This window comes from Alteromonas ulvae (genome assembly GCF_048987005.1).
Classification (GTDB): Bacteria; Pseudomonadota; Gammaproteobacteria; order Enterobacterales; family Alteromonadaceae; genus Alteromonas.
Genome location: NZ_CP185261.1, coordinates 1722318 through 1745897, shown reverse-complemented (window position 1 = coordinate 1745897; position 23580 = coordinate 1722318). Strand labels below are relative to the sequence as shown.

General features: G+C 43.0%; 24 protein-coding genes, 1 tRNA gene and 1 pseudogene. 12 read left to right on the top strand and 14 right to left on the bottom strand.

Annotation, left to right across the window (positions count from 1 at the left end; translation table 11 throughout):
* Positions 1 to 268 precede the first annotated feature (268 nt).
* Positions 269 to 1189, bottom strand: coding sequence for a DUF3307 domain-containing protein (locus tag ACOJR9_RS07655; RefSeq protein ID WP_420935703.1), 921 nt, complete (start codon positions 1187 to 1189; stop codon positions 269 to 271).
* 22 nt (positions 1190 to 1211) lie between these two features.
* Positions 1212 to 1844 (bottom strand): hypothetical protein, encoded by a 633-nt coding sequence (locus tag ACOJR9_RS07650; protein ID WP_420935702.1) that lies wholly within the window; start codon positions 1842 to 1844, stop codon positions 1212 to 1214.
* Between the two features lie 315 nt (positions 1845 to 2159).
* Between ACOJR9_RS07650 and ACOJR9_RS07645 the strand changes: the two genes are divergently transcribed.
* Positions 2160 to 3170 carry a helix-turn-helix transcriptional regulator gene (locus ACOJR9_RS07645; RefSeq protein ID WP_420935701.1) on the top strand — a complete coding sequence of 337 codons (1011 nt, stop codon included), beginning with the start codon at positions 2160 to 2162 and terminating at the stop codon, positions 3168 to 3170.
* Positions 3171 to 3244: 74 nt separating this feature from the next.
* Here the strand turns inward: ACOJR9_RS07645 and ACOJR9_RS07640 are convergent, their stop codons facing one another.
* Positions 3245 to 4495, bottom strand: a complete 1251-nt coding sequence (locus ACOJR9_RS07640; RefSeq protein WP_420935700.1) for a cell division protein FtsZ — start codon at positions 4493 to 4495, stop codon at positions 3245 to 3247.
* 196 nt (positions 4496 to 4691) lie between these two features.
* Between ACOJR9_RS07640 and ACOJR9_RS07635 the strand changes: the two are divergent.
* From ACOJR9_RS07635 to sodC, 3 genes and pseudogenes are all read left to right on the top strand, one after another.
* Positions 4692 to 4955 (top strand): annotated as a pseudogene (locus ACOJR9_RS07635) (nitroreductase family protein); the annotation flags it as partial.
* Between the two features lie 109 nt (positions 4956 to 5064).
* Positions 5065 to 5748 carry a spermidine synthase gene (locus ACOJR9_RS07630; protein WP_420935699.1) on the top strand — a complete coding sequence of 228 codons (684 nt, stop codon included), beginning with the start codon at positions 5065 to 5067 and terminating at the stop codon, positions 5746 to 5748.
* 438 nt (positions 5749 to 6186) lie between these two features.
* Positions 6187 to 6732 carry a superoxide dismutase [Cu-Zn] SodC gene (sodC, locus tag ACOJR9_RS07625; RefSeq protein WP_420935698.1) on the top strand — a complete coding sequence of 182 codons (546 nt, stop codon included), beginning with the start codon at positions 6187 to 6189 and terminating at the stop codon, positions 6730 to 6732.
* 207 nt (positions 6733 to 6939) lie between these two features.
* On the opposite strand, the gene ACOJR9_RS07620 is transcribed toward sodC, so the two are convergent.
* From ACOJR9_RS07620 to ACOJR9_RS07600, 5 genes are all read right to left on the bottom strand, one after another.
* Positions 6940 to 7371 carry an OsmC family protein gene (locus ACOJR9_RS07620; RefSeq protein WP_420935697.1) on the bottom strand — a complete coding sequence of 144 codons (432 nt, stop codon included), beginning with the start codon at positions 7369 to 7371 and terminating at the stop codon, positions 6940 to 6942.
* A 1112-nt stretch (positions 7372 to 8483) separates the two neighbouring features.
* Complete coding sequence (locus tag ACOJR9_RS07615) at positions 8484 to 8849, bottom strand: hypothetical protein (RefSeq protein WP_420935696.1); 366 nt, start codon at positions 8847 to 8849, stop codon at positions 8484 to 8486.
* Positions 8850 to 9150: 301 nt separating this feature from the next.
* Positions 9151 to 9227 (bottom strand) — tRNA-Val (locus ACOJR9_RS07610).
* Positions 9228 to 9364: 137 nt separating this feature from the next.
* Positions 9365 to 10441 (bottom strand): patatin-like phospholipase family protein, encoded by a 1077-nt coding sequence (locus ACOJR9_RS07605; protein WP_420935695.1) that lies wholly within the window; start codon positions 10439 to 10441, stop codon positions 9365 to 9367.
* Positions 10442 to 10683: 242 nt separating this feature from the next.
* Positions 10684 to 11100, bottom strand: a complete 417-nt coding sequence (locus ACOJR9_RS07600; protein ID WP_420935694.1) for a MarR family winged helix-turn-helix transcriptional regulator — start codon at positions 11098 to 11100, stop codon at positions 10684 to 10686.
* Between the two features lie 294 nt (positions 11101 to 11394).
* On the opposite strand from ACOJR9_RS07600, the gene hmgA reads away from it, so the two are divergent.
* The 8 genes from hmgA to ACOJR9_RS07560 all read left to right on the top strand — a co-directional run bounded on the left by hmgA (position 11395) and on the right by ACOJR9_RS07560 (position 18220).
* Positions 11395 to 12693 carry a homogentisate 1,2-dioxygenase gene (gene hmgA, locus ACOJR9_RS07595; RefSeq protein WP_420936087.1) on the top strand — a complete coding sequence of 433 codons (1299 nt, stop codon included), beginning with the start codon at positions 11395 to 11397 and terminating at the stop codon, positions 12691 to 12693.
* A gap of 345 nt (positions 12694 to 13038) precedes the next feature.
* Positions 13039 to 14112, top strand: coding sequence for a 4-hydroxyphenylpyruvate dioxygenase (gene hppD, locus ACOJR9_RS07590; protein WP_420935693.1), 1074 nt, complete (start codon positions 13039 to 13041; stop codon positions 14110 to 14112).
* A gap of 615 nt (positions 14113 to 14727) precedes the next feature.
* Positions 14728 to 15117: an ACT domain-containing protein gene (locus tag ACOJR9_RS07585; RefSeq protein ID WP_420935692.1), complete on the top strand. Its 390-nt coding sequence runs from the start codon at positions 14728 to 14730 to the stop codon at positions 15115 to 15117.
* A 2-nt stretch (positions 15118 to 15119) separates the two neighbouring features.
* Positions 15120 to 15623, top strand: coding sequence for a PTS sugar transporter subunit IIA (locus ACOJR9_RS07580; RefSeq protein WP_420935691.1), 504 nt, complete (start codon positions 15120 to 15122; stop codon positions 15621 to 15623).
* An 84-nt stretch (positions 15624 to 15707) separates the two neighbouring features.
* Positions 15708 to 16055 (top strand): ArsC family reductase, encoded by a 348-nt coding sequence (locus tag ACOJR9_RS07575; RefSeq protein ID WP_420935690.1) that lies wholly within the window; start codon positions 15708 to 15710, stop codon positions 16053 to 16055.
* Positions 16049 to 17185 carry a succinyl-diaminopimelate desuccinylase gene (dapE, locus tag ACOJR9_RS07570; protein WP_420935689.1) on the top strand — a complete coding sequence of 379 codons (1137 nt, stop codon included), beginning with the start codon at positions 16049 to 16051 and terminating at the stop codon, positions 17183 to 17185. Before ACOJR9_RS07575 ends, dapE begins: the two co-directional genes overlap by 7 nt.
* Positions 17185 to 17868: a M15 family metallopeptidase gene (locus ACOJR9_RS07565; protein ID WP_420935688.1), complete on the top strand. Its 684-nt coding sequence runs from the start codon at positions 17185 to 17187 to the stop codon at positions 17866 to 17868. The genes dapE and ACOJR9_RS07565 overlap by 1 nt, the downstream gene beginning before the upstream one ends.
* Before the next feature lie 145 nt (positions 17869 to 18013).
* Positions 18014 to 18220 (top strand): DUF2897 family protein, encoded by a 207-nt coding sequence (locus ACOJR9_RS07560; RefSeq protein ID WP_420935687.1) that lies wholly within the window; start codon positions 18014 to 18016, stop codon positions 18218 to 18220.
* 57 nt (positions 18221 to 18277) lie between these two features.
* Here the strand turns inward: ACOJR9_RS07560 and ACOJR9_RS07555 are convergent, their stop codons facing one another.
* The 6 genes from ACOJR9_RS07555 to ACOJR9_RS07530 all read right to left on the bottom strand — a co-directional run bounded on the left by ACOJR9_RS07555 (position 18278) and on the right by ACOJR9_RS07530 (position 23281).
* A complete protein-coding gene (locus ACOJR9_RS07555) occupies positions 18278 to 18604 on the bottom strand; it encodes a heavy metal-binding domain-containing protein (protein WP_032095025.1) in 327 nt (108 codons plus the stop codon).
* A gap of 52 nt (positions 18605 to 18656) precedes the next feature.
* Positions 18657 to 19061 carry an HIT domain-containing protein gene (locus tag ACOJR9_RS07550; protein ID WP_420935686.1) on the bottom strand — a complete coding sequence of 135 codons (405 nt, stop codon included), beginning with the start codon at positions 19059 to 19061 and terminating at the stop codon, positions 18657 to 18659.
* A complete protein-coding gene (gene astE / locus ACOJR9_RS07545; RefSeq protein WP_420935685.1) occupies positions 19054 to 20112 on the bottom strand; it encodes a succinylglutamate desuccinylase in 1059 nt (352 codons plus the stop codon). The genes ACOJR9_RS07550 and astE overlap by 8 nt, the downstream gene beginning before the upstream one ends.
* 201 nt (positions 20113 to 20313) lie before the next feature.
* Positions 20314 to 20781, bottom strand: a complete 468-nt coding sequence (locus ACOJR9_RS07540) for an NfeD family protein (protein WP_420935684.1) — start codon at positions 20779 to 20781, stop codon at positions 20314 to 20316.
* Between the two features lies 1 nt (position 20782).
* Positions 20783 to 21724: an SPFH domain-containing protein gene (locus ACOJR9_RS07535; RefSeq protein WP_420935683.1), complete on the bottom strand. Its 942-nt coding sequence runs from the start codon at positions 21722 to 21724 to the stop codon at positions 20783 to 20785.
* Between the two features lie 219 nt (positions 21725 to 21943).
* The gene (locus ACOJR9_RS07530) at positions 21944 to 23281 is read right to left on the bottom strand and encodes a putative bifunctional diguanylate cyclase/phosphodiesterase (protein ID WP_420935682.1); all 1338 of its coding nucleotides are present in this window, start codon (positions 23279 to 23281) and stop codon (positions 21944 to 21946) included.
* Positions 23282 to 23580: the final 299 nt, after the last annotated feature.

Below are 23580 nucleotides of genomic sequence, written 5' to 3'. Positions count from 1 at the left end.
TTATTTTGAGTGGATTGTGCTTGCTAGACTACATGTGAAGGCTTTGTGTAAAAGCGGCCTGCGAGGCTGCATCTGAAACTATCTCTGTAACTAGTTGTAACTACCAGTAACTATCTGTAAACGCCGGTAACTGCCGGTAAATACTCACATGAACACTCGTTTACCAGTGCTTCATTATGGCTATCGCCATAATAAATAACCACTGTCATTATATCCAGTTATTTCTATCAGACAGCGTTTTAGTTGCGCGGTTTATAAGCGTATAAAGTCACAGCTTGCCAATACACCATTTCGCTACAAGACCCGTAGCGATTGTAATAACTACACTGGTCAGCGTACCTAGCAACACATACTCGGTAAGCTTTTTGTCTTCGCTTTTTGTTAAATCACCGAACCTAAAGATTGATTTCGCGGCAATTAAAAAACCTATTGCAGCAAACTGGTTCATCAGCACAAAAGTAAGAATGAGCAACCGCTCTAAATACCCAATGCGTTGCCCCGCCATGGCCAGCGTGTGCTGCACAGGAAGTTGCACTAATTCGCTGGTGTTTTTTGGGTTGGTCAGCTCTTCGAGCTCTTTAGTCCATGGCGATAGCAGCTGTTTTATAAATATAGAGGTAGGGCTTAAAATAACGAGGTATGCAAGCAGCAATACAAGGTGTTGATAGTTTATAGCGTAAATATACTGCAGTAATGGCGTAAGCTGCTGCGTTAGTAGTGCCCATAAAATAATGGCAACAGCGATGTGCGCAGCTTGGTCGATAACAAAAGCAAAGGTGGTTGGGCTAGCGTAAGACTTAACTGCGTCAATGATAAGATGAGTCACCATTACGCCAATAGCCACAAACAATAGGGGTGTAAGCTCTATTGCCGTTTCACTTGTTGCAGATAGAACTGTTGCAGCGCCAGTCTCCTTTATCGCAAGCGTTGCAAATAAAGACAAAATCAATAAAGCAAAAAATGCCAGCACGCCGTGAAGTAAAGCGTGTAAGTACAATGCCGGAGACAGCAGGTGTTGAGTATTGCGACTTTTTACCCAGCTAGCAGGCTGAAAGTAGAAGTCTCCCAACACGTGGGTTACCAAAAGCCCCACTAACAGCGCTAGCTGTTGTAACCCTAGCTGATCTGTTGCTATTTCTCCCATACTCAGCAATCCTGTGCTCAGCACTTTCATACTTATAGCTTCCATTCTACATCTCCTAGACCTAACATCACGCGCTAATTTCAGATGCCATGTAACTGAGGTATTCACTCACCAAGTGATATCCACTGGCATTTAAAATACGGGTGATGTTGCTACGGGTTTTGCCAAGGGTATTCGCAATATGCTCATGGGCTTTGTCTTTGGCACAAATATAAGCAAGCAGGGTTTCTGATTGAGTTTGGGTTAATGCCGTAATATGACTGTCTAAAAATGCAGTAAGTAGCGCTGCATGCTTATTAAAAGCCTCATCTTCACCAGTGAATACTAAATATTGCGACTTCAGGCTATCCAGTGCCCTGCCCGAGCGAACAAAGGCGTCCCCACTTCCTGTTTTTACCTGCCCATTAGTCACGTTTACCTCGCCAAGACCAACGCTAATGCGAACATCGGTAGAAGGGGTACATGCTTTTAGGGCCAGTCGAATGCACACCGCCGCCTGCATAGCATATTCGGGCGTTGATATTACAGCCTGAAAGGCGTCACCGCGAAATACATCATATTCACCGCGGTAGATGGCGATTTGCGCTTCAAGGTTTGTGGTGAGCACGCTTAGTACGTGCTTTAAATCCTCGTCCCTTAAATGCTGTGAGTTAGCGATGTCGCCGGTGATCACCGCTGCCCGCTTTGTTACTTTATCCATTAGCCCCTCTAAAAATGAGTTTCGCTGAAGGTGGGTGCTTATCCGTAATTACGTAGATTGCCTGTATTTTTATACAGATGCAACATTGTGTACTGCGCGCTTTGCGAGCAACAAAGAGACCATTACTTCGCACTTTTTAAAAAGAAACCATAAACAGTCACATTGCACAAAGTTACCATAAATAATCACATAGAATACAATATTTAAACACTTGTTGTTCTTCAGTGCTTCGTGGACGAACAACATGCGACATTTTTTGTCGCACATTGTAGTTATGCTATTGTGCTAACACATAAAGGAATTTTGTTTACTCCAATGAGCGCATTTCAACGCAAACTAGACATTTTACAATTTGTGCCAACGGCACCGCGTAAAGTATCAAGCCGGCAAATATTTGAGAATCTGCAGAATTGCGGTCACAGCCACATTGATATGCGAACCATACAAAGAGATTTAGTCAATTTAGAAACCGTTGGACTTTTTGGCCTCGAAGTAGACAAACGCTCTAAACCCTACGGCTGGTTTATTAACGCTAACTTTAAAAAGCTAAACCTTAGTTTGATGGATGGCAATACCGCGCTTGCATTTAAGGTACTCGAGCAATCAGGTGCCACGCTGCCTAATTCAACACTTAGCGAATTGCAGCCCTACTTCACCAAGGCAACGCAAATTCTTCGACAAGACAGCGATTCTCTGCTCAGCAATTGGTTAAAATCGGTGGCAGACTCGCACATCACCCAACCCCTTTTACCTCCAGAAATAGATGCAATTTCTTTTGAAAGGCTTAAAAGCGCCATCTTTTTCAAAAAACAAATATCGGCTGATATTAAACGCATTTTTAGCGGTGGCAATACGATGGTTTGGAAACACTACGACCGAGTAAACCCTATGGGGTTGGTAAAACAGGATGGTCGCCAATTGTTTGTCTGTTCGTTTGGTGAGCTACACAAAAGACGCTACGCGCTACCCTTACATTTTATCCGAAACGTGCAGGTAACCGAGGATGACTGTCAGCAGAGCTTTGGCGAACTTGAAAGCGTTCAGCTACTCAATAACAACAAAAAACAGAACATTGAGCTTAAATTGCTGGTAAAAAATAATTCGCTCTTTCTCCTGCACGGCTACAGGCTTTCTGAAGATCAAACGATTAGTCAATCTGCCCACCCCGACCAATCGTTTTTAACCGCAACCGTAAAAGATACCAATAAGCTAAGAGGCTTTTTGAGAGGGCTTGGCGACAATATTGAAGTTATCGGCCCCCCCAAGTTAAGAAATTACTTTTTAGACATGTCGCAGAAACTATTCACAACCTATAGTCGCTCATAGTCTGCATGGCAGATTTTTAGTGTTGTCTTGCGCGCCAGTATGTTACTGGCGCTGTCCACTTCCCCTTTAATGAGTCACTGTTTCATTTGCTGGCGAATAAATGCCGGAATATTGAAGTACTTCGACTCAAGGTTTGCGCTAATGCGAGAACCATTTATTTTCATAGGTAACATTTCTCCTATGAACTCACGATATTCTTCTAACTCTCTGCTTTGCTCTACCATATCGACGTCTTCTAACAGACTGAATTGTTCTAACTCAGTGTATTCGGCTGACTCAGTACTTTTCTTATCTTCATCACCTTCTTTTATTTCGCTATGCTGTGAGGCCACAGGAATGCCCGCTGCAATAACCAACACTTCACCAAAATGAGCTAGTTCTGCCGATACCGTTACGCCAGTTATTATCAGCGCACGGGAACTCTCAATTAAATTTTGCAGTGTCGCCAGCATTTGCTCATACATCGCTAAACTAGGCTCTTCCTTGCAAGTAAGCTGCACAATAACGCCCTGCGCTCCAATGATACTTTGATCATCAACCAATGGATTTTCTAAAGCATGAGTTAACGCATCGCACAGCAAGCTACCATCTTCTGCCACCCCAACACCTAATGCCGTATTTCCCTCTAATGACAAAATATGGCTAAAGTCATTAATATCCACATTGATATAGCCGGTCTTTGTCAGCATAGTGATGATAGCTTCTACAATTCGGTGCATCTGTGTATCGCAATGGCGAAATGCCGACAGCAGACCAACGGTTTCATTTAATGCGGCCATCAGCGAATCGTTTGAAAGCACTAACGTGGCATTTGCGGCTGCTTTAATTTCTTTAAGAGCAGTAAGCGCAATTTCTTTTCGCTTACTGCCTTCGGATTTAAATGGCAAAGTAACAAAGCACATCACGTCTATGTTATTTTTCTTAGCTATATCTAAAAGCACAGGCGTAGCCCCACTGCCAGTACCACCACCTAACCCAGCAATAATGATGATAATGGTATCGTTTTCTATCAACGTACTTAGGGCCTCTTCACTTTGCCGAGCGGCGTTGTATGCCACCTGCGGATCGGCGCCTGCTCCGTATCCTTTTGTTGTGGCTTCTCCTATCAGTAGAACCTCATGATTATTACATTGGTGTAGTGCCGATATATCGGTATTGATAGAAGTAAATCGAATATTGGAATGTTGACACAATCCGGCCATGTTAGTGATTGCGTTACCTCCACAACCGCCAACGCCGATTACGTGAATATTAATTTCATTAGATTTTGTCTCTTTAAATTCCGAGCCTTTAGATTCTTTTTCTTTAGATAATAAGTTGTGCATGCTGTGCCCCTCAATGAAATCATTGGCAGTAAGTGGGGTTAAAACGGACGTTAAGCATGCATTGTTCTTACGACAAAAACTGACGCACTTCGACAGAGGCACATTATTATGCTCACTCTTTTTTTGATAGTGAGCGTCAATCCCTTTACTCTATGGCGAATAATAAAATACAAAAACGCACACGGCGGATAAAATGATGCAGCCTCATGACCAAGTGCCCCTAAATGATTTTATCGAGTATTCAGAATCCAATATGAAGTCGCGAAGCGCCGACTTTTTAAAAGCCATGCAGCGACGACACAGTATTCGCCATTTTAGCGAGCGCCCGGTGGACAAACACGTTATCGAGAACTGCTTATTAACCGCTGGCACTGCACCAAGCGGCGCTAATCATCAGCCCTGGCACTTTGCCGACATTAACTCTCTCTCGATGAAACAAAAGATACGTGCGCACGCCGAAGTGTTCGTTTGATTATTTAATTTGGTTCTGACCCCATTTATTTCTGTGCTACTCTGCGCGCCGACATTCAATTCACGCAATATATACGGTTAAAAGGACACGTCTTCACATGATTCCATGGGTTAAATTGGGTACAGCTAAAATTCCAAACAATGGTGGCGAGTTAACCTTTTCTCAGCGAGATCAGGAGTTTAGTATTAGACTTTCTGGCATTCGTGGCGAATTGATGAATAGCCGAGTATTTAACTCAGAAAAAGAGTTGTCTCAAATGGGGTGTGCGCATCTCAAAACGACACCAAACGCACACGTTTTAGTGGGCGGTTTAGGCATGGGATACACACTAAGAGCCGCACTCAATGAAGTTACGCCAAGCTCTAAGGTTACCATTGCCGAACTCATCCCTGAAGTTGTGGAGTGGAATAAAGGCCCACTTGGCAACTGCGCTAAAAACCCACTTCAAGACCCTAGAACGAATGTTGTAATTGGCGATGTTAAACACCTTTTAAATACGGGAAAACCAACGTTTGATGCAATATTACTCGACGTGGACAATGGCCCTGAAGGCCTAACCCACTCCGACAATAACTGGATTTATTCAATAGACGGCTTAGAAGAAATCTATAATGTGCTCAAACCAGGTGGCATGCTTGCCATATGGTCTGCCGGGCCTGATTACTTATTTTCTGTTCGCTTAAAAAATGCAGGCTACAAAGTGTCTACACGTATTGCCAGAGCTCGCAAAGGAAAAGGAAGTAAGCATACGATATTCTTAGCTAAAAAAGCTATAGACTGAAGTTTAAATGCGCAAGGCCATAATGTTGTTCATTACGGCCTATCGCTTATCGCCTATTTTTTACCAGTTATTTTTTACAGCTATACCTTACAGCTATACCTTACAGCTGTCTCTGAAGAGCGTGCCTTTCATTCACCTCAGGTATTGGTTTAAAAATACCCTGTCGGTTATGAAAAACACGGTAGTGAGCGTATTAAAAAAAGCGTGACAAGATAAGTAAGGTTCCGGTAATTTTTTCATTATAGCGCGTGAACTGCGTGAGTAGACGCTGTTATTCACTAGTATACATTTAACCTCAACATAGCGTGAAAGCCCCTCCTGCTAAGGCCAGCAGTGTTTTAGGTTATTCACACATCAAACTGGCTTGTTTTGTGCTCCCTATCTTTATACTTAGCCACAAGTGCTAATCACGCTGAAAATGACGATAAGGAGAACATCATGAAGAAACGTCTACAATTTACCCTTGCAGGGTCTATATCATTACTGTTAAGCGCAGGTTGTTTCGCTGGCCATCATAACGATAATGGCAAAGAGGTAACCATGAAGAACCTAGAAACTGGCAAGAGCATCGGCAGTGTAATGGTGAGTAGTTATGACGATGACGGTGTTGTATTTACACCCAAACTTTCAGGGTTAACACCAGGCGTACATGGTTTTCACGTGCATCAAAATGGCGATTGCTCCCCTTCCATGAAAGACGGTAAAAAAGTACTGGGGGGCGCAGCAGGCGGACACTTCGACCCCGAAGACACAGACAAGCACAAAGCACCATGGTCTGAAAAGGGTCACGAAGGCGACCTTCCTGTTATTTATGTTGACGAAAACGGACATGCCGACCAACCTATTTTCGCGCCAGAACTGGAACTTGAAGATATTAAAGGTCGAGCGTTAATGATTCACGCAGGCGGAGACAATTATTCAGACACGCCCAAAAAGCTTGGCGGCGGTGGCGATAGAGTGGCCTGCGGTGTCATTAGTGAATAAGTACGCTTTAGTATATAAATACAGTAAATAAGCTAAGTAAGAAAAACTGAGTAACAAGCAATCCGAAGTGCCAACTATTTTGGTACTGCTTATTTACAAGAAAAAAGAAAAGCGGCCATTTGCCGCTTTTCTTTAACTGCTATTTCAGTCAATAGTAATAACTGACTTCTAACCACTAACAGCAGAACTATTGACCGAGAACCTGCGTTAGTTTTCCAGCTTGTACTCCAGCGTAATCTTAGTGTTTAAAAGCTGTGACACCGGGCAGTTCTCCTTTGCTCCCTGAGCAACTTCCTCAAATTTATCCTCAGTAATTCCTTTTACGCTAGCATCTAAAGTAAGCGCTGATTGCGAAATTTCAAATCCATCGCCACTTTTCTCTAAACTAATTTTGGCTGTGGTATTTAATTCACCATCTTTAAAGCCCGCGTCTTCGAGGGCAAATGAAAGAGCCATGGCGAAACAGCTTGCGTGGGCTGCACCAATGAGTTCTTCTGGGTTAGTCCCTTTTCCATCTTCAAAACGGGTATTAAAACCGTAGGGGTGATTAGATAAGGCACCCGTTTCTGTAGAAACATTGCCTTTACCGTCTTTTCCTAACGGTTGATAAATTGCGCTACCTGATTTTACTATTGTCATTTCATCTATCCTTACGTTACGACTACACATTTCAAACCAAGCTCGAATCACCGGCGTGTTTTAAACCAGTTTTTTTCATTCGAATCACTTGACCTGTTCGTAAGAAAGAAGAGTGCAAATGTTCTGCCAACAACCTAACTTAGCTACAGTCGTTAGCATGAAAGGGTTTTAGTGACTATGGTTGCCGAATAACACTGCCACCAATACGTAAAATATAAGCAAAATACCGGGTTAGCTGAAAAATTTACTTACATTTTTAACGTGTCTCTTGAAACTCTAACGGTAACCTTTCTACTTATTCGTAGAAATAAGGGGTTCCCGAACTTTACTCTGTTCAAAATTGGTTCCAGCCATGAATCCCAGACTACACAAAATGACAAAAGCGAAGCTATATAGCTCAAAATTTACTAGCGCATCGTACAGATTTGTAAGCGCAAGATAACCATATAGAACCGTGACACATACACGCATAACTATCACATTGTGCGCTGTTGCGAGTGCAATAATCAAAAATATTACGATTGGAAGCGCAACAATGAGTGTAAATGCGCCAATCAATCGTTCAAAAAACGTTATGCTTACAATGTTCACTCCTAGCGTTATAAGCAGGAGTACTAAGCAAGAAACAGAAGTCAGTATCAGTAAAAGAATATTCGTAATTAAAAAAAGTCGTTTATTCCTCGAACTAAGGCTTTTTGGCAGCAATGCCCCACCTTTCGATAAGTCAATCAATAGCGGAAGCTTGTACCACGATGGAACAATATTGTCGTTCTTTATAAAATGCTTAGGAAATAGATTTTGGGCATACACATAACAAATCAGCAAAAAAGCCGAAAATAGTAAAATACTCAGAACCGATGGGTAAGATAGGAGGTAATCGATGTAATACAGTAGACCAAAACATCCAGACACAAAACCTGTAACTAATGTAAACGTTGCAGAACTTTGCCTAAGTAAGCTTGCACCAGACACGATGAATAAGACACCAAAAATCATAAACAAATTAACTGAGTAATAGTTCGAACTCAGCCACCATACACCAAGGCTAAGAAATACAAAGCCAAGTGCATGAGTTTTGGTCTGATTAGGTTTCGCGTTCATTATAAATTTACTTATTCATAAGAAACCGATTCGCTTGCGCGAATTAAACCTTTAATTCCTCTATAAGATACGTATATGCTGATCGCAAATCCCAGAGGGAGTGCTATTACAATACCAGCAATCGTGATGTATAAAATTAGACATATCACACAACCCAAAAAGCTTGTCCAAAATGTACTTATGACTTTTTTGAAATGGCTTTTCTCCACGAGGGTATATTGCTCAGCTTGCAGATAGCTTATGATTAGCGCAATAATTGGAGCAATAGGCATGAGTAACCAGCCACCCAGAAGAAGTGACCAAGCTACGAGAACATATGATTTGCCACTATTTGATTCAGCAGAGTTGGACGGCTCCAGACTTGTCGTACCTGACATGATAACATTCCTTTAATTATTTTATACCGATGGTGCTGCATAAAAATTAGTATATGGGAGTCTTAAATACTGTCAATACAGTTTCGTCGAGTATTTATCTAGATTCACTACGATTTATGGATTAAAAAGCACACTCGGTTTATTTATTCCCAAGACATATTGTCTTAACAAATTGAAACCGCCCTAATCATACGCTTTAGTTATCGCCCTTCGCGTCTCAATGCAAACAGGTGAAACGACGAACATTAGGTGCTCGTTGTAGAATTTCTCTTGGCAGGGCAAAAATAAGCAAAATAGTAGATGGTGCGTCTAGCCTGATTCGAACAGGCGACCTCTACCATGTCAAGGTAGCGCTCTAACCAACTGAGCTATAGACGCATTGTGTATCTGGGCGTTGATAAATAACAAATGGGCATTTGTTTGCTCAACGGCGCGTATAATACTGAGGCAGAATGAAAGCTGCAAGAAAAACTTAACAAATCGCGCTTAAGTGATTAATTTACCAGCAACTTCATCTAACGTTGATTGAACGGAAGGGGTTTAATGCTATCTACTAACCTCCCGTCGTTTACTGCTTCCATGAAGTACTCCCCTAACCTATCGGTCTCGCTTAGAACAGTTTGCCAGTACTTTATGCGCGTGGGCGCATCGAGTACTTCAAAATCTTTTCTATCAGGTATTTTGCCGTAAGGCAGTTTTGCAACAAACGATGGCGAGGGCACTAGCATCACGACATTATCGTAGCTCGAGCGATGAGGTACGCGGCGTTTTAAGCCTTTATCGAACCATCCAGGAATGGGTTTGTTGTAAAAGTGAGGGTATAACACTAAACCTTCGTCGGGGCCAAAAGACACATCAAAATGATAGTCGATAATACCGCCGTCTCTATACATACCAACCGGCGCGCCCTCAATTTCTCTCACCCCTTCAATGACAATGGGGATAGACCCTGAAGCTAACAGTGCGCTATGAATATTGCCCTCAGTAAGCGAATGGAAATGAGACGGCATGCCGTAGGGGTCGGTAATAGTTAATTGGCTGTTTGGCGAAGAAAATACATACCGCTCGTAAAGCTTTGCCAAGTTCTTGCGGCTTACTGTGTTTGCCGCTGCGCTCATGGCAAGGCCCGAGAGCTGCTGAAATTTACTCTCAAACCGTGTGGCCCCCAAGCATTTAGCCACAATTAAATGCGCTTTGAAGCGCTCATTGGCAAGCACTTCTTGCTTGCCCTTGTCGCTGACCATTTCTTTTAAAAGATCTTCTGCTTTCGCCGTAATCTCTCGAGCCGTTGGCTTATTGCTGCTGTAGGTAGTGGTAGAGTACGACTGTGCCAGCCTGTTTATGGCCGCAAGCGGATCGTTTTGCACTGCGCAAATTGCGCGAAATGCTCCCGCCGACGAACCTATAACGTGAATTTGATGCTGAACATTGGCAAACCATTCTGGAAATAAAACTCTGTCTAAACCCGCTAGCGAAAACCATTTTGGGCCGCCTGAAGCGCCTAAAAAGTAACTAAACAATTCGGGGCTGAAACCATTTTTTAAAATTGTTTCGTGTGCTTTTTTACCTGCATATACTTCTAATGGTGCCACTGGTTTTCCTGTTCTGATTTTTTAAAAGCTACCGCGTTGTGTTTTTGTTTTGTTTTTGTTTTGTGTTTGTTTTGTGTTTGTGCTGCGCTTTTTACTGTGTTTTTTCTGACTTTACTGAACGCTGTGCTGTATTTGTTGCTTTGTTGCATGTTGAACACAAATTACCAGTTAACCTGGTAAAAGTAACCGTTTTCCCTTGCAGAATGTCACTTGTCTTACCACGCACTTTAGGCACCAAGCCTTTACTTTTGCTGGCTTAAACCATTTATCACTTTTAAAAATATGTGGTACTCATCGTCAGCGATATTTTCTAATCTGTCCGTTTGCCACTTCGTAACTAATGGCGTAAGCGCGTTGTAAGTGCGCACTCCTTCTTCAGACAACGATATATTGATAGCTCGCTTATCATTTTCATTCATTTTGCGAACAATCAGCTGCTTACTCTCTAATTGCTGAAGCGCTCTACTGGTTTTGACTTTGTCTAAACGAGTGGCAATTGCAATATACTTTGATGTTAACGACGTTGCATTTCCTAGCGTAGCCATCACTCGCCATTCTGGCATGGTTAACCCAAAGGGCTTGTATACCGTAGCGAGTGAATCACTTAAATCACTGGATAACATAGCGACCTTATAGGCGAGCATATCGTTAAGCTGCACGGGTAACTTCCTTGCATTAATGGCTTCTTATCAAAGCTGTTTGTATGAATAACTAGTGCATCTAAAATGTAAACTAATCGGCACAATTTGCGGTTATGTTCAGGCGCTGATCTGCATTCACATTTGATTTACATCGTTGAACGTTCTAGCCTAAACCAATTAGTTTCATTTGTAACTACTTTCGCAAGCAGATTTCTTCAGCAAGCGTTAAACGCAATAAATTAACGGCAAAGCCTTTGTTGAAAAAGCTTCGATAAAGAAGAAGTGCAAGGAGTATTATTGGTGCAAGAATTAATGCAAAATCTAGAATACATGAGTGGGTTTAATAACGAGCATGAAACCGAAGCGCTCGCTGATGCGCTGCCAAAAGGTCAATTTAGCCCGCAAAAGGTAAATTATAACCTTTATACAGAGCAATTTAGCAGTACGGCGTTTACGGCGCCGCGCCACTCTAATAGACGTAGTTGGACTTACAGAATTCGCCCCTCTATTGCGATGGGCGACTTCCTGCCCTACTCTCAATCATTAATTAAAACCGGGCCGGAAACAGACATTCCCTGTCCGCCAAACGTATTGCGATGGGATCCACTTCCGCTACCAGAAACACAGACCGACTTTATCGACGGACTTATTACCGTTGGCACTAATGGCGATGCAAAAGTGCAAACCGGCATGGGTATTCATATTTATTGTGCCAATGCCTCTATGGGTAATCGCGTCTTCTACTCTTCAGATGGCGAAATGCTGTTGGTTCCTCAACAGGGCACTCTGTATGTAAAAACTGAGTTTGGTCGATTAACCGCAGCTCCGGGTGAGATAATGGTTATTCCTCGTGGTGTGCGCTTTTCGGTTGAAGTTGCCGAAAACGACCCTATTCGAGGCTACATTTGCGAAAACTACGGGCACCCGTTTGTGTTGCCAGAGCGCGGTCCGGTTGGCGCAAATGGGTATTCAAACCAAAGAGACTTTTTATATCCAACTGCATGGTTTGAAGATAAAGACACGCCACACACGGTAATTAATAAATTTTGCGGCAACTTATTTTCTGCCGAGCTTGATCATTCCCCCTTTGATGTAGTTGCTTGGGTTGGCAACTCGGCGCCTTATAAGTACAACCTTGCTAATTTCAACGTGATGAACACGGTAAGTTTCGATCATCCAGACCCGTCTATTTTTACGGTGCTTACCTCACCCTCTGAATTAGAAGGAACGGCAAATGTGGACTTCGTTATCTTTCCTCCACGCTGGATGGTGGCAGAGCACACGTTTAGACCCCCTTATTACCACAGAAACGTGATGAGTGAATTTATGGGATTAATTGAGGGCACCTACGACGCCAAAGAGCACGGCTTTGTACCGGGAGGAATGAGCCTTCACAACTGTATGACACCTCATGGACCTGAAGCAGAAGTGTTCGAAAAAGCCTCTAATGCCGAGTTGTTACCCCAACAATATAAAGATACCTTGGCATTTATGTTCGAATCTCGATTCCCCATTGCGCCCACCGCCTATGCAATGCAAACTCCCCTGCGTCAAAAAGACTACATAGGGTGTTGGAAGGGTTTAAAGAAATACTTTGATGGCACACGCTAAAAATCATTTAGTTAGAGACATGGAGCTAGATACCATGTAGTTGGAAACCATTCAGTTAAAAACATTGCGGCAACAGTGTGGTGTGACCTTCTTGAACTTATTACGCTGTATCAAAAAGTGAACACCACCAGCCTCTATCCTCAGTTAAACTTATCTATTAAAATCAATGCATTGATTACTATTACTTGCCGCTAAGCGTTTGTTTAAACGCTACTGAAAACTTATCGTTACAACCATGCTTTCCAATTGGAATAGGTGTGTATCTCCTTACTATTGCTTGTCTTTTAACGTGGCGCTTACAATCAAATTACAATTACAGAAACATTTTGCTAAAGGAAAATACCCATGGCAGATTTATTTGAGAACCCAATTGGTTTAGACGGGTTCGAATTTTTAGAATTTACTGCACCAGAGAAAGGCATTCTGGAACCGATGTTTGAAGCAATGGGCTTTACTCTTGTGGCTCGCCATAAATCGAAAGACGTTGAGCTATGGCGTCAAGGAGATATTAACCTTTTAAGCAACTATGAAAAAAATTGCCACGCTGCTTATTACGCTGAAGAACATGGCCCATCTGCATGCGGTATGGCATTTAGAGTGAAAGACTCACAAGTGGCGTACAACGAAGTGCTTGAGCGCGGCGCACAGCCAATGGATACTCATACAGGACCCATGGAGCTTAAATTACCAGCCATTAAAGGTATTGGCGGCGCCATGTTGTACCTCATAGACCGCTACAAAGGCGAAAACACAATTTACGACATCGACTTCAACTGGATTGAGGGAGTAGATCGCCACCCCGTAGGCTGCGGTTTCCATACGCTAGATCACCTTACTCACAATGTGTATCGCGGTCGTATGGACTTTTGGGCAAACTTTTACGAGAAGTTATTTAACTTCCGTGAAATCCGTTACTTCGATATTAAAGGCGAATACACAGGGTTATTATCCAAGGCCATGACAGCTCCAGATGGCAAAATTCGTATTCCATTAAATGAAGAAGCCGTTGGCGGTGGTGGCCAAATTGAAGAGTTCTTAATGAAATACAACGGCGAAGGCATTCAGCATATTGCTTTTGCGTGTGACGATCTTGAAGTGTGCCTTGATAGGCTCAAAGCTCGAGGCATGAAATTTATGACGCCTCCGCCCGACACGTACTACGACATGCTAGAAGAACGTCTACCCGGCCATGGTGAAAACGTAGAAGAACTGCAAAAGCGTGGAATCTTACTCGACGGAACCACCAAAGATGGTGAGCCTCGCCTGCTACTGCAAATATTTTCAGAGACCGTATTTGGGCCTGTGTTCTTTGAATTTATTCAACGAAAAGAAGACGATGGCTTTGGCGAAGGTAACTTTAAAGCACTCTTTGAGTCTATTGAACGGGACCAAGTTAGCCGCGGTGCGCTGAGTAAATAAGCGGTCAGACAATAAGAAAGTAGTACAAAATAACAACAACAGATACGTTGGCGGACGACAGATAATCGAATAAAGGCTTAACGTTCACGCTAATAGGCTAGTGTTAAACACATGCCTTAAGTGACTTTTTAAACGGCGATTGAAGAGATTTCATTCGCCGTTTTTTTCATAAAGTGCACAAACTGCACCTGAAGGGTCTAGCATTGTGCAAAACCGATCCACTCCATAATGTTTTATCTCTCCTACTTGCTTGCCACGAGTTGTGCCGTTTTTTTAGCGTGTTTAAGACAATAAGCTTGATTGAGGTACCTGAAGAATACCGCATGAAATCATAATGAAGAGGGACAATGTCAAGCTAAGAAATTGCAAAATATATAAACATTTTTGATTTTGCTTGTAGACATAGCCTGTGGAAAATGCTTGTAAAACCTATAATGTTATCCACTGCACATTGTTTGTACAGTTTATTTTGTTATTTATAATCAATAGGTTAAAGCAAGACCCCAAACTACTCAACAAACTTATCCACAGATTAAGTGGATAACACGTGACACTTAATCACAGTTAATGGTTTAATGTGGACATGTTGGAAGCATTTACGTTTTATGATTATTCATGCCTAAACAAACTCTTTTAGTACACGACGCGTTATTCACTATTCACAGTTTAGATCCCGACTCTGACATTCCATCTTCCGTGCTAAACAGCCCTTTATTTTTTCTCGGAAAGACCGAAGATGAATTGTCTATTGTTGTTCCTGAATCGGTAGAAGTCGACTCTGTCGACAGCGATGAAAATTGGCGAGCATTAGAATTACTTGGCCCTCTTCACCTCTCAATGGTAGGGATTATGGCTGAGTTGGGGCAAGTATTAGCGGCCGTAAAAGTCGCAATATTTGTAGTTTCTACTTTCGACACCGACTTCTTTTTAGTAAAAGACAACAAACTTGATGATGCAGTGAAAGCGTTGAAAAAAGCTGGCTATACCGTAAACGGGATCCATTAACCGTGAAGAAAGGTCAGTTACTTTCTATCCCCCCCGACACGTTTAAAAAGTCTTTCCACATCGCTTCTCCGGTGAGCGGGCAGATACAACCACTCAATTCCATCAATAATACGCTGTACACGCGGGGTTACTTTGGGCCCGGCGCCGTAATAGGTGCGCCGTCATCAAGTATAAAAGCGCCTTTTAGTGGTGTATGCACTCGCGTTACACCTCTAGACTACGCTATTGAAATTAAATCAAGCGTAGGGTTGAAGTGCTTGATAAAGTACGGAGAAAACACGCAGCACCTTCATGGCGCTCAATTTAATTGTCACGTAAAGCGTGGTTCAACATTTCAAGCAGGTGCGGTATTATTTACTGTCAATACGGGCTGGCTTAAGCAGCAGGGTGCAGGAAATGTTTGTATTGTGACATTATTGAACGCTGACGCGTTGCTAGGTGTTATGCCCACCACAAGAAAATATGTAGACGCTGTTGAAGACCCATTACTCACCTTGTTTGTGTGATGAATTGTTTTACTTTGCTCTTATCAGTGAGCTTATTTACGGTCTTAGTCCATTTAATCTATTCAGAAGTACGGAAATAATAGTATGAGCACAGTTTTGTATGGTATTCCTAACTGCGACACCATTAAAAAAGCGAAAAAATGGTTAGCTGAAAAGGGCATCGACTTTACTTTTCACGATTACCGAAAAGACGGTGTCGATGCAGAGTTTTTAGCACTTGCGGAGGCCCACCTTGGTTGGGAAGCCATGCTCAACAAACGGGGCACTACTTATAGACTGCTAGACGAGGCGGAAAAAGCGACTATCGACAAAGATAAGGCGCTGGCCCTTCTAGAACTTCATCCCGCCATGATAAAGCGCCCTATTTTAGTCGCAGACAACACGTTTCATATTGGTTTTAAACCTGCTCAGTACGAGGAAATATTTTGCTAAACGACTCCGTTATTGATATTGCCAAAAACCTGATTAATCGTCGCTCGGTTACACCAGACGACGCTGGCTGTCAGGACGCAATGAAAGCATTTTTGAGCGAACTTGGTTTTGATAATGAAACTATGGTGTTCGACGACACCACTAATTTATGGTCGAGACGCAACACAGAGGGGCCACTTTTTTGCTTCGCAGGACATACCGATGTAGTGCCAAGCGGGCCCGAAAGCGCATGGAAAACATCGCCCTTTGTAGCTACTGAAATAGATGGCTATTTACACGGGCGCGGCGCAGCAGACATGAAAGGAAGCCTTGCGGCTATGCTTGTCGCCACTAGGGAGTTTGTAAACAAATACCCTGATCACAAGGGAAGTATCGCGTTTTTAATTACCAGTGATGAAGAAGGCCCTTTTATCAACGGTACAACCCGCGTTATTGATGCCCTTGAAGCCCGCAATGAAAAAATTGACTGGTGCTTAGTAGGCGAGCCATCTTCTACCGAACATGTGGGTGATATTGTCAAAAACGGGCGTCGAGGCTCTCTCACTGGCGATCTTATCGTAAAAGGTGTGCAAGGACACGTAGCCTACCCTCACCTTGCAAAAAACCCAGTACATTTAGCGGCGGCTGCACTTGATGAATTGGCTAAATCCCATTGGGATAACGGCAATGCATTTTTTCCGCCCACTAGCTTTCAAATCTCCAATATCCACGGCGGTACGGGCGCCGGTAATGTGATCCCCGGTGAGCTTCACGTCTGCTTTAACTTCCGTTTCTCTACAGAAGTGACAAACGACATACTCATTGAGCGTACCAGAGCCATATTGGACAAACACGAGTTAGACTATGACATTAAGTGGACTTTCAACGGACAGCCATTTCTAACCGACTCAGGTGCTCTGCTTGAAGCCACTCAAGGCGCTATTGAATCAGTAAAAGGCACGCCCACGGTATTATCAACCGCAGGCGGTACGTCAGATGGACGATTTATTGCTCCAACAGGGGCACAAGTGATTGAGCTAGGCCCCGTCAACGCCACTATTCATAAGATAGATGAATGCGTAAAAATGTCTGACCTTGAACAACTCGCCGATATGTATTTCGGCATTCTTGAACGCCTGCTTGCCAACTAATGACCGGCAACATCACTGATAAACAGTGGCTAGGCCAGCATAACCAAGACTTGGTTGATGCTGGCTGTGGCCATTTGCTTCACCCTACCGTAGTATTGGCGTTTACTGCAATGCAACACAAAGCCCATAGCGACGGTATCGACCTGCAAATAGTCAGCAGCTTTCGCAGCTTTGAACGCCAGCTTGCCATATTTAACAAAAAGTGGCGTGGTGAGGCAATATTGCGTAATGCAAACGGCGAAGTATTAGATAACACTACGCTATCAAGTACAGATAGGCTGCACGCTATTTTGACATGGTCAGCATTACCCGGTGCCAGCCGCCATCATTGGGGCACCGATTTAGATGTGTATGATAGAGAGTCGGTTCATCAATGGAACGGCCACTTTGAGTTAGTGGAACAAGAATACCTACCACAAGGGCCTTGTTATGCGCTTGCATGTTGGCTTGAAGATAATATGGCTGAGTTTGGTTTTTTTCGACCTTTCAGCGAGAACAGAGGGGGGGTTGCACGAGAGCTTTGGCACTTAAGTCATAAAACGGTAGCGGCCGATTTTGAGCAGTCTCGTAGCCTTGAAGCATTCGCAAGCGCCCTCAAGCAAAGCGATATCCTAGGTAAAGATACGGTATTAGCTAATTTGCCTTATGTGTATAAACGCTATGTGCTTAATCATGGTTTATAATGGTGTGGTACAACTAATTGTTGATATGGATGCTTTTTATACGCCTTTAAATAGGTGCTTATCTGGTCGCTCATAAAAAAACGCCTACCCAGATTATCGTAACGCACTTTTCAACAACACATTCACTTCGCAACTGAGAACTAGTATGGACACAATTTGGGTAATCGTTATCGTTGTATTAGTACTCGGTGTGGTCGTTGGCAACATTACGTTATTAAAGTACAGCGCTAAATTTAAATTCCCCACACCGTCGAAGCCTTTTGATGATGACAAAGGCAGTACAGCGCCAACCGGTAACTCAAAGGGCAAGAAAACGACCAGTGGATTTGATGATGAAGACGACAAATGGTAACCGAAACGCTGCTTAACAGGCAGCGTTTTATGTCAAATAAAAGCGTTTGTTTTCAGTTTAAAGCGGCGTTGTTTTTACTGCAGTACCGCTTATACTCACCATCAGCATGCTGCCTTTGTCACCAATGACTTGATAATCTAAATCGATCCCCACTACCGCATTTGCGCCCATTGCTCGAGCTTCATGTTCAAGTTCACTAAACGCGAGCTTCCGCGCGGTAGTGAGCTCTTCTTCGTATGAACCAGAGCGACCACCCACAATGTCTCTGATAGAAGCAAATAAGTCTTTAAAAACATTCGCTCCCATGACGGCTTCGCCAACAACGATACCGTAATAGCCTTCAATTTTGTGACCTTCAAGTGTGGGCGTAGTAGAGATGATCATAATAACTCCATTTAAAAGTGTTGTTTTTATAGATGGCGCATTTTGCTAATTGTTATTCGCTTAGCGCCTGTTTCAATGTTAATAGTATTGCACTGGCTTCCGCGTCGTCATAGGCTACAGGTGCTTGAGTGCCCCAAACGGGTTTGGGCCAAGCCACGTCATTTTCAAAGCGCGCAACATGATGAACATGAAGCTGCCTAACCACATTGCCTAACGCCCCTACATTCAGTTTGTAAGGCGAAAATACCTGCTGCAACACTTTCGACACCTTGGCTGATTCTGCAAGCAACGTCTGCTGCTCTTGCTCCGGCAAATCAATTATCTCAGCGAGATTGTTGCGCATAGGCACTAAAATAAGCCACGGAAACTGCTTGTCATTCATCAACAATACACGACAAAGCGTTAAGTCGCAGACAAAAAATGTATCATTGTGTAAACGACTGTCTAATTCAAACATTCTGATTTTCCAATATATCAAGGCTTTTTAAAGTGGTTGGTACTACGGTAAGCAGCGCTCGTTGTCCAATAGCAACCTGTGCATTAGGAAATACAATAGCTTCGCCGTCTTCTTGGGCGATGTACTGGGTATTGGGTTCAGACGCTAATACCGTCCCTTTAGGGTAATCGGTAAAATTGGGCGTGTCATCGTCGAAATGTAGACTAAATTGTTCTTCCTGCCGATTGATGACTTGATTAACGCGATAGATATCAAGCTCTTCAATATCAACCGTGGGCGCATATTCCTCTTCAGTAATAAGACGGGTCAACGCGGCTTTTGCATCAGCAAAACGAGTCATGTCGTTATGCCCAAACGGTTGAACCTTCCCCAGTTCCACGGTGAAGGCGTGAGCGTTGTGGTGATACGAGGAGTAATAGCTAAATGTTGTAGTAGCACTTTCAGATAGCAGTATGGTTTTCACGCCGCACGCCGCTAAAAAAGCAAGCTGGCTTTTACTGTGCTTACGTTCATGTAAAAAAGGATATACTGCAAACTTTTCGTTTTTCGAGGCTCGTATAGCGGTATGCAAGTCGTAATGGAATCGCTCGCCGCTTGTCTCATTAAAGAAATCGGCAACGGCATCTTCTAGCGCTTTAGCTCGCTTGCGCTCACTGTTTACTAATCCTTCACCTCTAGAGTGTGCACCGCTAAATAAGCGGTTCATGTTTTCTTCAACAAAGCGCTCTGCAATATCCATCGCAGGTAGGTTACCGAACAAGAACAATACATTATGCGAGAGCGTGAGCTTGCCCGTTAAAATATGCTGAACTAACTCATCGCAAATTTCGATAGGCGCCGTTTCGTTACCGTGTACGCCACAGGACAACACAACGTTTTTCTTATTAGGTGTATTCTTTTCAGGATAAAAGCTAATGATCCCTGGTGCTGCAATATCAATGCGCACAATACCGCTGCTATTTTGCAGTTCAAACGTGATTGGTGTTGAAAATAACGAAGGAGAGCGTCTGGATAACGCGAGAAAACTTCCACTATCGATGAGTTGTTGCATAGTTCAACCGTGTTGAAAAAGAATAGTGATAGTTTAACGATCCGTTAATTCAAAAGCACGTTTTCAACGAAAAAAGCACAAATTTACTGTATGTCGAGCGTAAAGCACACCACTTGCTAACGACTGACAAGCGTACGGTGTGCCAAATAACCTGAATCCTGTTTAAGGGATGATGCAAGTAGTTGCTCTATTTTAGGGTATTTACGCTGCAGTATTCGACTTAACGGTAATGCTACCCACTTCCACATCTTCTATAACCACTTTCGTTCCAGCAGGTAGCGATTGGTTACACTTTACCTTCCAAGTCACGCCAGAATAGTGCACCGTAGATGGTTGGGTCGGCCCTGTGTCTTGAGTAAGCTCAATAACATTGCCCACGAGGTCGCTTTTTACAGACTGTGGGGCCTTATCTCGCTGAAGGTACTTCATTGGTTTCCATAACAGCACCATTAACAGCGTATCTAACACTGACACCGCAATGAATAGATTCAATATGCTCGGCTCGAATACGTCTAAAAACACAAGCCCTGAGGTTATCAATAACGATACACCCAGAGTGAATAGTAATATAATCGAAAAGCCAAGTAACAACTCACCAATTATCAATACGAGCCCTAACGCAAGCAAATAACTTTCAATATTCTCAATACTTTCAAAGTTCGCCAACATGCTAATCGACCTTTTGACCAATCTTATTTGCTATCGCCATCGCTTGGGCAACCACGTTACCAATTTCAGTAGCACCATCTGGCAACAATATGAGTGAACTTTCTTTCGCAATTTGCTCTTTGGCTTTAATAGCGCCCTTAGCGAGATCTAACTGAACGGCTTTTTGTCCTTCTTCGGTTGCCGCCGCTTTACCCACGGTTTCAATAGCCTCGGCATTCGCTTTTGCCACTTGAATGATAGCTTCTGCTTCACCCTGTGCTTTAAGAATTTGCTCTTCTTTTTCAGCTTGCGCGGCCAGCACTATTGACTGCCTTTCACCTTCTGCGCGGTTAATTGCAGCCTGCCTGTCACCTTCCGACTCTAAAATTTGCGCTCGCTTTAATCGTTCTGCCTTCATTTGCTGTTCCATAGCGTCAAGCACAGAGTTGGGCGGATTGATGTCTTTAAGTTCGTATCGTAGCACCTGAACGCCCCATGGGGCTGCTGCATCATTGAGTGCCGATACAATATTTGTGTTTAACAAATCACGCTCTTCGAAGGTTTTATCTAGCTCCATTTTACCTAACTCAGAACGCATGGTGGTTTGCGCTAACTGCTTTACCGCAAAGGTATAATTTTCAACGCCGTAAGTGGCTTTGTAAGGGTCTACAACGCGAAAATACAACACGCCATCAACGCTTAAGGTAATGTTGTCTTTTGTTATCGCAGATTGCTCTGGTACATCTTCAGCCTGCTCTTTTAAAGAGCGGTCAGCTGCCACAGTATCGATAAAAGGAAAAATAAAATTGAGACCAGCTTCTAATGTTGTGTTGTACTTTCCGAAGCGAGAAATGATGTACGCTCTATTTTGCGGCACAAATTTAACAGACGTCTTTAATAAAACAATTACCAGTATTAATAAAAAAGCTTGATACGAAAATACATAGTTAAAAGCAATGTCCATATTTATATTCCTTCAGTAATTCAAATGCACAATAGTATGATAGAAGCAGCGCAGCACTTAGCAAATACGACTACGCTGATTAGGGATAACTTTATACCACAGAACGTATATATATCACTGAATGGCGACGAAGGGATACTCAAAAAATGGTTACAAAACGTGTATAGCGATTTGATTTGGCGGTATTCATGGGCACACTTACACGTGCATTTGTAAATACTATGCCTTTCTGCGGGTCGGTGAACTGCCAACGATTATTTCTTGCTGTGCTAGAGAAACGAAGTCTTTTAACGGTACGGCTTTAGAAAACAAATATCCCTGCCCTTCACTAATACCAATCTCTCTTAAAATGTGCAGCTGTTCTACGGTTTCTACGCCTTCAGCCACCACTTTGCAGCCCTTTGCTGCGCCAATAATTTTTACCGCTTCAATAATGGCTCTGTTTACATCGCCCTTTTCTAGCTCCATGACAAACGCCTTATCTATTTTCAGTGAATCGAGATGTAAGTCACGAATATAAGCAAGGTTAGAATAACCTTTACCAAAATCGTCCACCGCAATTGAAATACCAAGGCTTCGAAGTTCGTCTAGCTGCTTTTTCACCATTAATGAATTAGACAGTGCAATATCTTCTGTCAGTTCAAGTTCAAGGCGTGTCATAGAAATAGAATATGACTCACTGAGCATATGTAGCGTAGGAATAAGCTGATTGTCATAAAGCTGTGTAGGTGAAATATTCACCGAAAGTGATAAAGAAAGGCGCTTAACATCGAACTCTGCAAGCGTCCTAAACGCCTGCTCTAGTGTAAAATAGCCCAACTCGTTCATCATATTGTATGATTCAGCGGCTTCGATAAGTGGACCAGGAAATAAAACGCCATCAAGAGGATGATTCCATCTTAGTAGGCATTCAGCCCCAACAACACTCAAATTTTCCAAATCAACTTTAGGTTGGTAATAAAGCTCAAGCTCGTTTTGCGCCAGCGCACGCTTAAGGTCAGCCTTAAGCGCTAAACTTCTTCCCGTATCGGCTTTATCTTTCAGCGCCAATGAGAAATAATTTTCATATTTATTTTCTTTGGCTTGTTTTAACGCGGCCTCGGCGCGAGAAACAAACGCGGTAATATCAAAACTAGGTTTTTCATTAGCGTTGCTGACCCAGTGCGACTCGTTACTGCACGCTACGCCCACATTGAAGTCTGCCATAAAGGCATTGTCGTCGTGGTACATAGGTACTTTAAAGTGCTCTACCAGATGGTCAAAAGAACAGCGAAGCGTCACTTCATTACTCACATTGGGGAATACAACTCCAAAAACATCTCCACTGATGCGACCTAACGAAACTTCGTCTCCAAATAGTTTTTGGGTTCTATTGGCGATCTCTAAAAGGAACTGATCACCGACATTTATTCCTAGACTTGTGGTGACGTCAGAGAACCTCACTACATCAACCAACATCAAGGAAAGCTCAGAACATTGAGACGCAACTTTAGATACACTATCGATAAATGCAAATCGGTTGGGAATGGTGGCCAATGAAGTGTGACGTCGACTCATGTGTTTCCTTGCGCTCTATAGCTACGAGGTACTTAAACAACTACTTGGGCTATAGAAACACTCAGAACCCAACGTAGCAATGGCAAAGGCGTATAAAAAAACATACTTGGTTATGTGGGTGCGCAGTGTTGACGCAATGTTAGCGTTTTAACTACCAATAAAACCGACCAACCAAGTGCTTAAACCATGCTCGTTTTTTGACATTGTTTTTTCAATTATAGCGCAACGGCTGAAACATAGAAAAATCACATCAAACAAAAAAGCCCGAAAACGATAACATTTTCAGGCTTTTTTACGAG